General features: G+C 41.7%; 9 protein-coding genes. 4 read left to right on the forward strand and 5 right to left on the reverse strand.

The genetic code is table 11. The annotated features are described in order from the left end of the window. Nucleotides 1-33: 33 nt before the first annotated feature. Nucleotides 34-780, reverse strand: coding sequence for a sterol desaturase family protein (locus ACWATR_RS11495; RefSeq protein WP_460332328.1), 747 nt, complete (start codon nucleotides 778-780; stop codon nucleotides 34-36). A 524-nt stretch (nucleotides 781-1,304) separates the two neighbouring features. On the opposite strand from ACWATR_RS11495, the gene ACWATR_RS11500 reads away from it, so the two are divergent. Next, nucleotides 1,305-2,276 carry a YegS/Rv2252/BmrU family lipid kinase gene (locus tag ACWATR_RS11500; RefSeq protein WP_460332330.1) on the forward strand — a complete coding sequence of 324 codons (972 nt, stop codon included), beginning with the start codon at nucleotides 1,305-1,307 and terminating at the stop codon, nucleotides 2,274-2,276. A 141-nt stretch (nucleotides 2,277-2,417) separates the two neighbouring features. Then, nucleotides 2,418-3,968: a metallophosphoesterase family protein gene (locus ACWATR_RS11505; protein WP_460332332.1), complete on the forward strand. Its 1,551-nt coding sequence runs from the start codon at nucleotides 2,418-2,420 to the stop codon at nucleotides 3,966-3,968. Between the two features lie 322 nt (nucleotides 3,969-4,290). Here the strand turns inward: ACWATR_RS11505 and ACWATR_RS11510 are convergent, their stop codons facing one another. From ACWATR_RS11510 to ACWATR_RS11525, 4 genes are all read right to left on the reverse strand, one after another. Further along, nucleotides 4,291-4,698 (reverse strand): hypothetical protein, encoded by a 408-nt coding sequence (locus ACWATR_RS11510; RefSeq protein WP_460332334.1) that lies wholly within the window; start codon nucleotides 4,696-4,698, stop codon nucleotides 4,291-4,293. Between the two features lie 311 nt (nucleotides 4,699-5,009). Next, entirely contained in the window at nucleotides 5,010-5,444 is a 435-nt protein-coding gene (locus ACWATR_RS11515; RefSeq protein WP_460332336.1) for a CAAD domain-containing protein, read from the reverse strand. A 186-nt stretch (nucleotides 5,445-5,630) separates the two neighbouring features. Continuing rightward, nucleotides 5,631-6,089: a BON domain-containing protein gene (locus ACWATR_RS11520; RefSeq protein ID WP_460332338.1), complete on the reverse strand. Its 459-nt coding sequence runs from the start codon at nucleotides 6,087-6,089 to the stop codon at nucleotides 5,631-5,633. Between the two features lie 199 nt (nucleotides 6,090-6,288). Then, the gene (locus ACWATR_RS11525) at nucleotides 6,289-7,569 is read right to left on the reverse strand and encodes a histidine kinase (protein WP_460332340.1); all 1,281 of its coding nucleotides are present in this window, start codon (nucleotides 7,567-7,569) and stop codon (nucleotides 6,289-6,291) included. 637 nt (nucleotides 7,570-8,206) lie between these two features. On the opposite strand from ACWATR_RS11525, the gene ACWATR_RS11530 reads away from it, so the two are divergent. Then, nucleotides 8,207-11,329, forward strand: coding sequence for an MFS transporter (locus ACWATR_RS11530; RefSeq protein ID WP_460332342.1), 3,123 nt, complete (start codon nucleotides 8,207-8,209; stop codon nucleotides 11,327-11,329). 851 nt (nucleotides 11,330-12,180) lie between these two features. Beyond that, nucleotides 12,181-14,817, forward strand: coding sequence for a GAF domain-containing protein (locus ACWATR_RS11535; protein ID WP_460332344.1), 2,637 nt, complete (start codon nucleotides 12,181-12,183; stop codon nucleotides 14,815-14,817). Nucleotides 14,818-15,037: the final 220 nt, after the last annotated feature.

Genomic DNA, 15,037 nt, shown 5'->3' on the forward strand with positions numbered 1-15,037 from the left:
ATTTGTCATTTTTCATTTGTCCTTTGTAAATGACTAATGACTATCGTTTTCATAATTAGGGTCTTCAGTACCAAGCAGTTTGTCCCAGAAGGTAAAATACAAACCGTAGTGTACTTTGTATTTGCGATGATGTATAGAATGATGCGTAGAGCCGATAAGCCACCTTCCAATCCAGTTGTTCTTAGATGAGGAGGGAAATACCTCAAATCCGAGATGGGTAAGTACTGCCCATACTGTCATAGTCACAAGTGCGGCAACTAAAGTGATAAAATGCAGCGGAACTATAAAGCTTACACCTACAAAGAAAAGTCCTTGGACGATCGCTTCTGGCAAGTCGAATGCTGAAGAACTCCAGGGCGTTGGCTCTCCTGAACGGTGGTGCCCATAATGCATCCACTTATAAATCAAAGGCTGGTGAAATATCCGGTGGATAAAATAAAAGTAAGTATCTTGAAGAACTAGCACTGCAATAAAGCTAACTATTAAATACCATAGTCCGTACTTGTGTATGTCAGTGTATAACAGCGTTGCTCCCAAACTATACTCTGAGATGATAAACGCTCCACAAATAGCAAAAACTACTGCGGATAGTACCGATAATTCAATATCCTTTTTAACAGAACCACTCATCAACGGTTTTAAACGCAAACTCTTGTTGGCGAGGGACTTTCCCAAAACTAAATAAAAGAGCAAGTATGCTCCCCCAGCTATGAGAAAGTATCGGGCAAGAGTGATACCAAACAGGGAAAAGAAATAATACCAAAAAGAGTGGTTCGTCAATTAGACCCATCCATAATATTAATTGGTGAAATGAAAATGCTGATTATGTCCAATTATTTTGGTCTTCAATTACCAAAAATGGCCAATTTACAGCCAAATTACAATTTAATTTGTTAATCGACAAAATCCACTGCTTATTTTACAACATTAAGTAGTTCAGATAATTAAGACTGACACAAAGACACCGAGAGAAGTCTGTAGCAATATCTAATAAGTAGGGTGCGATCGCACATTACCCTGAACTTACTCAATATATAGGACTCATATTTGATTTTTGAACAAAACTCAGTACACCTTTATTCCTTCTTCCCAGTCCCCAGTCCCCAGTCCCTTACCTCTACGAGTGATTCAGAAATCAAAGACGCTCGTTCGCGTAGCGTGTCGTAGACAAGACTCGCTACCGCTTCGCTATCGGATTGCTATATCTAGAAAACTCAGTCCCAAAACGGAAGGTGAAAATTTACAGGAATGCTAAGAATAATTTGGTATCTTCATTAGTTATCCAAGCTTAATTATTATCTCTTATGAATCGTTCCGCCTGTCTCATTTTCAATCCTGTTGCGGGTCAGGGCGACCCAGATATAGAACTAGCAGAAATTCGGTCAATATTAGAGCCAGATATTGACCTAGATATTTATCTCACAACTGAAGAAATCGACGCTGACCAACTAGCCTATGCAGCGGTAGAACGAGGGGTAGATGCAATCATTGCTTCGGGGGGAGATGGTACTCTCTCAGCAGCAGCAGCGGCCGTAGTTGGTACCGACATCCCATTTGGAATCATTTCCAGAGGCACAGCCAACGCTTTTGCCACAGCTTTAGGAATTCCTGACACGATCGCAGATGCCTGTAAAACAATTGTGGAAGGAGGAACCCGCCTTGTAGACGTAGCTTATTGCAACGATCAGCCAATGGTACTCTTAGCAGGTATTGGCTTTGAAGCTGAAACTGTAGAATTGGCAGACCGAGACGCCAAAAATCGCTTTGGGATGATGGCCTACGTCTTGGCAGGAATCCAACAATTAAGAAACTTACATAACTTTGATGTAGAAATTGAAACTGAAGATAGGATCATTAAAACTAGTGCTTGTGCAGTAACAGTAGCAAATGCCGCGCCTCCCACTTCAGTTTTGGCTCAAGGCCCAGCAGGTCTAATTTATGATGATGGGTTACTAGATTTAACAATTGTTGCCCCAGCTAACAAAGCAGGAGCGATCGCGGCGACATTTCATCTATTCCAAACGGCTTCTACAGGTAACGCTACAGAACGGAATGATATTGGTTTCCTGCGAGCTAAACAGTTTAAAATTACGACTGAGCCACCACAAAAGGTTGTTCTAGATGGTGAAATCGTAGGCACTACACCAGTAGAAATTAAGTGTGTCCCGGCAGGCTTGCGAATTTTTGTGCCATTAGTAGAAGAAGTTGAGCCTACGGAAAAACTAGAGGGACTCCCTAATCTGACTATTGAGATGAAAGACACAGTAGAGGAGTGAGGGCATGGGGAATTGGAAAGAGGCAGAGGGGCGGGGTGCGGGGGGCAGAGGGGAAAACTCTTCTCCCTTACTCCCTGCTCCCTGCTCCCTGCTCCTCTACTCCTCTGCTCCCCTTCAATTAAAATTCAGGAGTAGTTTGTATTGAAACTTGTATCTGATCCAGCGATCGCTAAAAAAATTCGCAAAATGAATCAGCGAGTACGGTGGCAAGATCCGTTGATTGTGGAACGGAACATCGACCAAACTCGGCTAGTGTTGGATGATGGTCAAACAGACAATCCTGAATTCTCATTTTTAGTTGTAGGTGATAGTGGTTCGGGTAAACACCGGGGACACAATCCCCAGCGACAGGTAGCTGAACTCATGCTGCCTCATCACAACGAATCCCGCTTTATGCTGCACATGGGAGATGTGATCTATTTAGTGGGGTCGAGTGAATACTACCAGCAGAACTTCATCCAACCCTACCGAGAGTTTATCTTGGGCGGAGAGCATCCCAAACGGGTTGCTTATGACCAGATGGTTTTTAAGCTGCCCATTTTACCTGTACTGGGAAATCACGATTACTATAACTTGCCGATTCTATTAAGCTTGGCGTCCTTAACAACATTACCCCTTCGTCGTCTATTGCGATCGCGCTTAGACCTAGATGTAGGCTTACATGGCTCAGGAAGCGGTGAGGCCTATGCACGGGCATTTCTAGACTATCTGAAGGTATTTCAGCTTCCGGGAGAGTTAAATGATCATTTAGATCAGTACTACACAGCCAAGACAGATACAGGTCGTTGTCTTTCATATCAACCAGGACAATTTACCCGTCTTCCCAATCGTTACTACACTTTTCGCTATGGCGGTATTGATTTCTTTGCCTTGGATTCTAATACCTTTAACGATCCACCACCGCTGCCTAAAACCAAAGAAGGTGACGCCAATCGCAAACTCTTAGAAAAACGCCGTGAAGATTTTGAGCAAGAAAAGCTGCAAATAGTTGAAATCTCAGGCAAGCTTCGACCAGAAAACCCCAGCGAAGCCGATCAATTAGACGACTTCCACGCCAAATTGTCACAAATTGAAGAAATTATTGTTGATATCGATAAGCAACTAGCCACTAATAAAATAACGCTGACTGATACTGAACAATTGGAGTGGCTCAAGCAAAGATTAATTGAATCTTGGAATAATACTGATGTTCGGGGAAGGGTGATTTATTTCCATCATCCACCTTATGTAACTGAGGCGACGAAGTGGCAACAAGCACAAACTCTGATTATTCGCGATCGCTTGCGTGGCGTGTTGGATGCGGTAGCTAAAGAAATCGGTTCTCTAACTCAGGGGCGTCCTTTAGTCGATTTGGTATTAAACGGTCACGCGCACTGCTTAGAACATCTGGAGACAATGGATACAGGACACGCTGATTCTCATATCCACTGGATTGTTTGTGGTGGGAGTGGGTTTAGTTTGCGACGCCAGCGGATTGAGGGAGCAGATTTGATAGAGGACAATAGATTAATGGCGCGATCGCATCTCTTCATTGGTCGCAACGGTCAAGGTTCTCAGAAGCGACGACCTTATTCAGGTTTACGTATTGACGTTAAAGGCGATGGACAGCCTAAGTTTATTGTCCGTCCCTTAATTGCCGAATGGTATCAGCGGCAATGGCATAATCGTGAACTTGAGCCGTTAATTATTTAATAATCTACCCGCCCATATAAATAAAGACGCAATTATTGCGTCTCTACAAATCACCTATTTCAATACTGCTCGGTTAAGCCAAAAAAATAAAAATGTGTAGGTTGGTTTGAGGAACATAGACCCCTTGGCAAAGCCTCTCATTCGCGTTAGCGTCTCTGAAAGAGAAGAGAAGGGGATTCCCGCAGGGTAACCCAATATTTTGCAGGGTTTGTTGGGTAACGCATTGCCTCAACCCAATCTACGAATATTCTTAACTGATCAGTATTGCCACTTATTTAGCCTTCTTACGTGTAATTGCACCCAGCAAAAGTATAGTTGTTAATTAAATGATTCCTGGGCCTCTACCGCGGCTGTCACCTTTTTCTGTTAACTTGCCTTCTTCGTCCTGATTAATTTCTCCGAGTTCTTCAACACGTTCTGCCGTATCTGCTGCTGCTTGTTTGCGTGCATCACCCGGTTCTTCGTAGTACATTTCCGGTTCAACTGCATAGTTGTTCAACAAACCTTCTTTATCTACGGTATAGCCGTCAGTGGTGCGTATACTGTCTGGATCAGTTTGATCGTCGGTAGCTGCATCTGCTTCGCCTTCTTCTGTGGGGAGTGTTTTGTACTTACCTCCCTCTCTTTCCATACGAGCAGCTGTTTCTGCTGGGATAATGCCGCGATCATAAGTATCGACTTCTGCTCGATCAGATGAATCTGTACCTTTCTTAACTGCTTCATTAGCCATAATTTATGTCCTCGTTAAAGAATCTATTAAATAACTTCAAAAACTAGATTAGGCTGTTTCTCATCTCCAAACTACTATCTTTAGAAGTGATTTAAGTTCAAAAATATATAGATTTTCTCCATCTTCGGATGTATCTACAGGACTAATCTTAAGTCCATCTCGATATTTGTCATTTAGGCAATTTGAGTAGAATAAATATTCTGACTAAATTAACGCTAATCAGCACTATAGCAATCCTAAATCATTCGTGAAAAATTAGAACCCCGACTTCTTTGAGAAGTCGGGGTTCTCGACACCACGCATTTTCAAATTTACTCGCCCACAAATTGGTTTTTCAGTAGTTGAATTTCATTGCCTAATTCTTGGCGAGTTGAAGACTTTAGGAGATAACGGAAAATAAACCAACTGGCATAACCAATTCCAACTAACTCAAAAAGCGGTGATAGTAGGGGAATATCATTGATTGCATCTAGTACTGCTAGTACTACCTTAGCTGTAACAATCGCCGCTAAAATTAAAGCAACAGTTATTAGAGGCTGTTTGTAGTTTTGAAAAAAGATACTTAAGTATTCGGGTAGTTGCTCCAAAAATTGAGTAATTTGTCTGCTAATTTGCTGCCATTGGGATTCTGGTTCAGTTGCTGGTGGTAACTTTGGCAAGTTTGCAGTATCAGCACCTTCAAGTGCTAACGTACCTTGTGAAAAGGAAGCATTGATGGATTCACGTTGCTGCTGTTCGGTTTCCATAGTTTTTATTTTTGGTAACTACAAAACTTTGTATAACTTAACTGATCATCAATAAATATAATTATTAAGGTCGTCAGTTGTCAATTCTTAGTGGTCAGTAATAAGTATAACTGACCACCAAGACTGAGTAAGAGCATCTAAATTTATTTTTGCCTACTTACTCACTGGGATTTATTGTTAGGTGCTTTAGCTTTTTGGCGGAGCAACAACTGCTTTAACAACTACATTTTTGACGCCTTTAATTTCCTTAGATAAAGGCTCGATTTTAGCCAATTGCTCTTGATTATTCACAGTTCCAGCTACAGTTACAGTCCCATCTTGTACTGCATTAACTGTTAGTTGACCACCAGGTATATTAGCCTCCAATTTGGAGCGAACTTGACTAGCTAGATCGGCTGTGGCTCTGTCTGTATCTCCGCCAGTGACATTATTGCGCTGTTCGCGGGCACGAATATCAGCATCAAGTTGTCTTCTGCGAAGTTCACTTTGTGCGTCTTCTTTAGCAGCTTGTGTTGTTGCTGCTGTTGGAGCTTGTGCGGCTTCGTCTGGGGCTGGTGCGGTTACAGTTGTTTTGGCAGAATCTTGACAAGCAGCAACACCAAAAACTAAAAGACTACTAATTAGGAAAGGAGTTAGCTTTTGCATATGTTTAATTTTGGCTCAGAATTGATTGATATTTACGGCACAAGTGAGGAGCAAGTTTTTTAGTAAGGAGCAAGGTCTTTATCAAAAAGAATTTAGAATCTAGAACGAAAAAGCATTGTAATTTTTGTTTTTTCCATTCTTATTCAACTTCTTGCTCCGATAATTTTGTGGAATTAGTGTGAGTTACACCTACCTTGAGTTAGAGTACTTCATCACGACGGTCAACAATAACTACGGTAGGATCGTTTCTATGAGGCTCTGTTGAGTAATTGGGGCGAATGGGATCAATAACTGGTGTTTCGTTATGGGTTACTCGCTCGAAACCTGGGCGATGTTCACTAATTTCAGTGGCATCATAGATAGCAAATTCTTCAATACCTCGACGTTTGAGAATAGCTTCGGCTTGGTGAATTTCAGCTTCCGTACCATCGATAATTAGCAGGTAGTCACCTTTTTGGAAGCGTTCATTATATATTCGCGCCTTGTCTTCAGGAATTCCCAAGCCAACCAGTGCGCCAACAATACTTCCTGCGGCTGCACCAATAGCACCACCAGCCAATGTTGTGGCCAAAGCTGTTGCTACTGCGCCACCTGCAATCACAGGCCCAACTCCAGGAATTGCTAAAGTTCCAAGACCAACTAATAAGCCAGTCAAGCCACCGACAACACCGCCTGTAGCTGCTCCAGCTTTTGCGCCTTCGTCTGCTTTATTACCTGTACTAACGTTTCTGTCTACATCTACGCCAGCGATCCCATGACCGTTTGTATCTTTGGCAATGATGGAAACTTTATTTAAGGGAAAACCCGCATCTCGCAATTCTGTAAGTGCTACTTCTGCATCTCGCCGATGAGAAAAGACTCCAATTGCACGTCTGGTAACACCACTATGAGCTGCAACAGGTGTTGGAGCAACATAACCAGTGGTGGCATTTTTAGCATCTGGGTGGTCGTAAATGCCAAATTCTTCTACACCCCGCTGATGTAAAATTGCTTCTGCTCTGAGAATTTCTGCATCTGTGCCATCAAGGATAACTAAATAATGTCCTCGTCTTACACGTTCGTCGTAAACTCTGGCTCGTTCTTCAGGAATTCCTAAACCAATTAATGCACCAAGCAAACTACCGGCTACTGCGCCAATACCTGCGCCCGCGAGAGTTGTAGCTAGAGTAGTTGCTGCGGCCCCAGCCAGCATAATTGGCCCAATTCCTGGAATTGCCAAAGTGCCAAGACCAACTAATAAACCAGTTAATCCGCCCAAAGCACCGCCTGTGGCTGCTCCGACTTTAGCACCTTCGTCAGATTTATCGCCGACGCGATCGCTCACTTCAGCCCCAGCAATATCCTCTCTGTCTCCATCCTGGGTAATGACAGAGACTCTGTTCATATCAAAGCCAACTTTTTTTAATTCATGTAAGGCATGTTCTACATCTCTACGATTAGAAAATACGCCTACAGCACGTTTATGTACACCTACAACCATTATTCTTTCTCCTCAGCAAAAATTAATTATTCACTAATTCATAGCTCGTAATAACCCTTATTAATACATGTTTCTATTTCAGTTTCATCAATCGCTTGGAATAATTTTTCTCTCTATCATTAGACATAGGTGGTTTTATCTAAATCGGTAGAAAAATATCAAGTATAAAATGGTATTTCTTTTATAAAAGTTAGACATTAATTATTCTATCTATCAATTTTTCACTGAAAGCTGATACCAGAAATATTGTTTACTACTTTTTGCTCAGTAGCTCAATCGCTTGTAAGATGCCATGTTAGTAGATGAATTTTTATGAAAGTTACTTTTTTTCTAAAAACATTTATTTAACAATAATGTACATGCGTATACATTATTGAGTTTGAGAAAAACAATAAAAATATTTATTGACTTAAATACAACTTCTGGCAAAGAAACCTATTACCTAAGAAAGTGCCAACTTATATAACTAATAATTAAGCTGAGAAATAAGCCATTTTGTAAATGGGTATTCATACCGTTTCTTTGTGAAGGTGCATTTATTTTTACCCTCCGATACTTTGGGGGACTACAGAAGAGTCTTATTCTGTGCATCTTCAAGCAGAATTGCTATTTAGTTAAGTGCAAGTGAGAAAATCCTATGTTTCAAAGTGTTTTAACTATTTTTGGATGGAACTGGCTACCTTTTGGATTAGCGCCAATAACTTTAGCTCAAGAAGTACTAACTCCAGAAGAAGCATCAGTTATGTTTTCTGGGCCTAAATTCTTGGTAGCATTGCTGGCTGGAGTTGCGATGGCATTTGCCTTTCAATTGTTATTCACAAACTTTTCAGTCGCTATAGGAATTTCATCTTGGGAAATTGACTCGGATTCTGATGATGAGTCAGAAAGTTTGGGTAGGACAATTCGGAAAGTTCAAGGTAAAGTTGGTGCTTGGGCATTAATAACCGCTAGTATTGCATTATTTATTGCTTGTTTTCTAGCGGTAAAACTTAGCTTAATCGAAAGTGCATTTTTAGGAGCAATTATTGGCGTAGTCATCTGGTCTACCTATTTCTCACTGGTAATTTGGTTGGGTTCCTCGGCAGTAGGTTCTTTAATTGGTTCTATTGCTAATACTGTCACTTCTGGTTTCCAAGCTCTGATGGGTACGGCAACTGCTGGCGTTGGTGCTAATACTGCGAAAAAACAGTTAGTTTCTACCGCTGAAGAGATTACAGCCGCAGTTCGGCGGGAATTAACTTCAGGTTTTGATTCTGAAGGGATTAAAAATACACTCCAAAGTTCTTTAAGCTCTTTGCAATTGCCAAAGCTGGACATCAACGAAATTCGGAATCAATTTGACCAGCTGTTGAAAGATACAGATTTGCAATCGGTTGCTAATAGTGATTTATTACAAAACATTAATCGTCAAACATTTGTTGATTTAATCAGCAGTCGTGCAGATTTATCTAAAGAAGATATTAATCGCATTGCTGACCAATTTGAAGGTGCTTGGCAACAAGCTTTGAATCGCAACAACCCCACAGAGCAAGTAATTAATTTGCTCAAGTCTGCCACTCCGGAAGAACTCAATTCTGAGCGATTGGGTGAACGACTCCAAGAACTGGTTACAGTTGGAGGTGGTAATGGCAATGGTGTAATCAAGCAAGCTATTCGATATGGTTTGAGCGCCGCTGCACCAGCAGTTATGGAACGGGTAAACCTTTCCGATATAGATGTCAACAAAATTACAACTCAGTTGCAAAAGCTAAAAGAAAAAGTTCAAGATGTTGATGTCGATCAAATCACAGAACAATTTCAAAAGTTTAGAGAACAAGCATCTGAGCAAGTATCTGCAACGTTGCCAATCTCACTTGAGAACACGATTAAGGCAGATGTAGAAGATTACATATTGCATTCATTTCCTTGGCACTTTAACCGAATTACTCTAGTAGATGAATTTAAAGAAGTCATCTATGATGTAAATGCAGATCCGACCACTGTAAGACGCGAGTTGGAAGAAATCAATCAAGAATATTTCACCAACTTGCTGAAGCAGCGGGATGATCTCAGTGAAGCCAGAGTGAAAGAAATTTCCGATCAAATGGAAAGCGATCGCCTGGAAGTTTTAGAAACTGTAAAACAGGCCGAAGCGCGAGAAAAAGGACAAAATTTCCGCAGCCGTATCGAAGATTATCTCCGTTCGACGGGGAAAGAAGAACTCAATCCTGAAGGTATTGAACGGGATTTTAGCAAGTTGTTGGAAGATCCGGAGGCTGGGTTTGAAGATTTAAGTAGCCGCTTCGGACAATTTGACCGCGAGACTTTTGTACAATTGCTTCAGCAACGTCAAGATATCAGCGAAGAAGAAGCTAATAATATTGTTAGTCAACTCGAACGCAACCGCGATAATTTCTTGAATCGTGCTAGAGAATTGCAAGAACAAGCAAAAGCGAAAGCTGATGAACTGCGCCAAAGAGTTGAAGATTATCTGCGGAATACTAACAAAGACGAACTCAATCCTGAAGCTATCAAACGTGAGTTTAGAGTTTTGCTAGACGATCCGCAAGCCGGAATTAGCCTATTACGATCGCGCCTATCGCAATTTGACCGCGATACACTGGTAAAATTGCTCAGTCAGCGTCAAGATTTGAGCGAAGAACAGGTAAACCAAGTTCTCGATCAGCTCGAAGCAGTCCGAGATAGTATTTTGCAAGTACCGCAGCAAGCGAAAGAACAGTACGAAAAAACGACAAAAGCGATCGCAGAATATCTCCGCAATACCAATTTGGAAGAACTTGATCCAGAAGGTATTAGAGCCGATTTGGAAAAATTACTCGATGATCCCAAAGCTGGAGCCTTAGCACTGCGCGATCGCTTATCTCACGTTGATCGAGAAACCTTAGTTAAACTCGTCAGTCAGCGGGGAGACTTGAGCCAAGAGCAAGTTAATCAGATAATTGATCGCGCTCAAGATGCGATTGGCGACATTGTAAGAGCGCCACGACGTTTAGCTAAACGTACCACTCAAGTAGCTTTAGATTTTGAAGCCAATCTCGAAGAATATCTGCGTAATACTAACAAAGACGAGCTAAATCCCGAAGGAATCAAACGCGATTTGCAATTGCTGCTGTCTTCTCCCCGCGCTGGAATTGGGAATTTAAGCGATCGCGCCTCGAAATTTGACCGTTCGACAATTGTGGCGCTATTATCCCAACGGGAGGATATCTCAGAAGAAGAAGCTAACCGAATTGTGGATCAAATTGATTCTGTTCGTAGTTCCATAGTCGAACAATTCCAGCAGATTCAGCAGAGAGTGCAATCATTGCTGGATGGAGTTTTTACCAAAGTTCGTAACTATCTCAACTCCCTGAATCGTTCGGAACTCAACTATGAAGGGATTCAGCAAGACTTTGCCAAAGTATTCGACGATCCCCAAGCTGGATTTGAAGCATTGCGCGATCGCCTCAGTCAATTTGATCGTGACACCTTAGTTGCTGTGATCAGTTCTCGTGAAGATATTTCGGAAGCCGATGCTAACCGGATCATCAACCAAATAGAAGCGGCGCGGGATGGCGTACTGCAACGAGCCGAACGCATCCAGCAAGAAACCCAAAAACGCTTGAAAGCAATCCAAGAGCAAGCTAAAAAGCAAGCCGAAGAAACCAAGAAAACCGTTGCAAACGCTGCTTGGTGGATATTTGGGACAGCGATCACTTCCCTTGCAGCCAGTGTGATCGCAGGTGCGATCGCTGTGACTGGGATAACTCTACCTGGCTGAAATATCTCCGTTATCGGGAATTTATAAGAAATACAGAGTGGTATTCAGTTTTTACAAATGAATACCACTTTTTTTATGGTTTTTAAACTCAATACGCTTGGGTTAAGCGCTACTTGTACAAAATCGTGGGTTTTTGAGACGTGATAAATCGCCGTCAAGACAAGTGTTTTGGTCTTATCTGAACTGTATTGGTTTTTAACCCGCGCAGGTGGGTTTTGTCTGTGTAGCCGCTCTAGTCCATTGATGTCAACTTAAGCTAGAAATAGCTTCGCTGCGGGCTTCATAACCCGCCAGAGAATGAATTCTCTGGCTCATAGCTAAAGTCTACTGAAGTAGACTGAATATTTTTGGGGATATCTAGTCATCTTCAGATGACTTTCGCTATGAGACAAGGATTTACAATCCCTGGCGGACGTGCGGTTTCGCGTTAAGTTGACACCAATGCTTCTAGTCGCCCGGCTTTTCAAACAATCTCTAAGTAAGATTTAGTCTAAACCCTAGTGGTCAAAACAGCTAAAAAACTCTGTCGAAGCCAGATTGAACACCTGATTTCACTCATTAACTCAATATACATACAGTTTCCGAAAGTTGTTACAAATGATAATTTATGCTGCAATAAAGGAAACATATTTTAAATCGGCGCACCTCTTAAGGAAGAACTATAAAAATAACAACCGCCGTAAAATTTAGATCCTCTCATCATCAAATAGTTTTAACTATATAGGACAGGATTCCTATTTGATTTTTAAATAAAACTCAATACACATCTATTCCCTTCTTTCCTATTCCCTATTCCCTATTCCCTTCTTTCCTGTACCCTGTTCCCTCCCTACGCAAGTAGCATATTACAGATGAACAATGATGAGTTTAATTCATTATGTCACCTCACAGAGTGTAAGCAAGCAGAGGAGGCATTACAACAGCAAATTCAATGGCAGCGACTAGTGATGGCAATTGCCCAGCGCATTCGCCAGAGTTTGAATTTGGATAATGTTCTCAATACCACCGTCACTGAAGTACGTCAGTTTTTACAAGTAGATCGAGTGTTCATGTATCAGTTTGAACCAGACTACACCGGAGTGGTGGTGGTGGAATCTGTTGATGAAAATTGGATTTCGACTCTGCATACCCAAGTCAAAGACACTTATTTTATGGAAACTCACGGTGAGGAGTACAGACAGGGGCGCATCCAAGCTGTTGCAGATATTTATACATCCGGTCTGACTGAATGCCACCGTGATTTACTCACTCAGTTTCAGGTCAGGGCAAACTTGGCAGTCCCTATCTTACAAGGAAAAAAATTGTGGGGATTATTAGTTGCTAACCAGTGTGCAGCACCCCGCCAGTGGCAGACATGGGAAATCGATTTACTCAAACAATTGGCAACACAGGTAGGCATTGCCATCCAGCAATCTCAACTATATGAGCAGGTACAAACTGAACTTGTTGAACGCAAGCGGGTGGAATCGGGTTTAAGAGCGCGTGTGCGCCAGCAGGCAGCTGTGGCTAAACTTGGTCAATTAGCTCTGGCGAATATCGACCTTTACGCATTAATGGACGAAGCTGTTATCCTGATTACTCAAAGCCTTGAGGTAGAGTACAGCAAAGTTTTAGAACTCCTCCCGGATGAGAACAGCTTATTGTTGCGATCGGGATTCGGTTGGCAGTCAGGGCTAGTGGGAAATTTTAAATTAGAATTAGGTGCAGGGAATCAGACTCAGGCTTCCTATACACTACTTTCCCATGAGCCAGTAATTGTTTGCGACCTTGCCAAAGAAACGCGGTTTCAAGGGCCACCGTTATTGATTGACCACTCAGTAATTAGTGGGATTAGCGTCATCATTCAGGGACAAAAACAACCTCTTGGTGTCTTAGGCGCACACACAACTAGACACCGGGAGTTTACCCAAAATGATATTCACTTTTTGCAAGCGATCGCTAATATATTGGCTACGACCATTGAGCGCAAGTGGGCAGAACAGAAAATTCGTGAACAAGCAGCTTTATTAGATATTGCTTCTGATGCGATCGTTGTGCGAAACTTCCAAAACCAAATCTTATTCTGGAATCAAGGCGCAGAACGTCTGTATGGTTGGGAAGCTCACGAGGCTCTTGGAAAGAACCTGGAGGAGTTGCTATGCAAAGAAAGCTCACAGCAATTGCAAGCGGCTTTAACAAATGTTACTGACTGTGGCTTATGGCAAGGTGAGTTACATAAAGTAACAAAGTGCGGCAAAGAAATTATCGTGGAAAGCCGATGGACACTGATGCGTGATGAAGCAGAACAACCCAAATCCATCCTCTCCGTTGACACCGATATCACCGAGAAAAAACAACTCCTTGCCCAATTTCTCCGTGCCCAACGCCTAGAGAGCCTTGGCACTTTGGCAAGTGGTATTGCTCACGACCTCAACAATATCTTGACGCCCATTCTCTCCTCAGTAGAAATGTTAGCGCTCAAACTTCCCAATCTAGATGCACGTAATCATCAACTGTTGAAGCTGCTCGAACATAACTCTAAACGTGCGGCGGATTTAGTCAAACAAATTCTGACTTTTTCTCGTAGGTCTGAAGGCAATGGTATTTCTTTACAAATAGAACATCTATTACTAGAAATTAATCAAATTGTCAAAAGCACATTTCCCAAATCCATCGCAATTATCAATAATCTGCCTAGACATCAACTCTGGACTATCTTGGCAGATCCTACTCAAATTCATCAGGTGTTAATGAATTTGTGCGTCAACGCTCGTGATGCCATGCCCAAGGGTGGCACTTTATCTATATCTGCGGAGAATTTATTCGTTGATGAAAGCTTTGCCAAAATGAATCTAAATGCTCAGGTGGGGCCTTATGTAGTCATAACTATTTCAGATACAGGATTTGGGATTCCGCCACTAATTTTGGAGCGAATTTTTGAACCCTTTTTCACAACCAAAGAGCCAGGCAAAGGCACTGGCTTAGGTTTGTCAACTGTGATTGGGATTGTCAAAAACCACAATGGTTTTGTGAAAGTGTCTAGTGAGGTAGGTAAAGGTTCCCAATTTGAAGTGTACTTACCAGCCATAAACAGAACTACAAAGCAGCAACCAGAAAAATTGGAATTGACCAACGGCAACGGAGAATTGATTCTAGTTGTAGATGATGAAGCAGCTATTCTAGAGATTAGTAAAACTTTGCTAGAAGACCACAACTACAAAACTCTGACAGCTATTAACGGCATTGAGGCAATCTCATTATACGCCCAGCATAAAAATAAAATCAGTATGGTGTTGATGGATATGATGATGCCATCAATGGATGGGTTGACTGCCATTGACATAATGCAACAAATGAATCCACAAGTCAAGATTATGGGTATCAGCGGCACTGTGACTGAGAGTCAGATGGTTGAAGCCGCTAACGTTGGCGTCAATATATTTTTAAGGAAGCCTTACACTTTCCATCAATTATTACACGCTATTAACGACTTCTTGAGCCAGCCATAATCTCACGGAAAAATGCATGTTAAATGCCGAACTAAATGTAGTAAAATATACGTATTCTGTTATAAGTATTGATATTTTTGCGATCGCAAAAGCTTTTGTTTGAGTAAGTTTTTCTGATAAATAAAACAAAGTACCCTGAGGGGTACTATCACGACCTTGTGATTTCGATATAAATTAAAAACATCAAAGACACCTAAAGTTACATCCGAGTAAATCTGCT

This window comes from Nostoc sp. UIC 10890 (assembly GCF_054786515.1).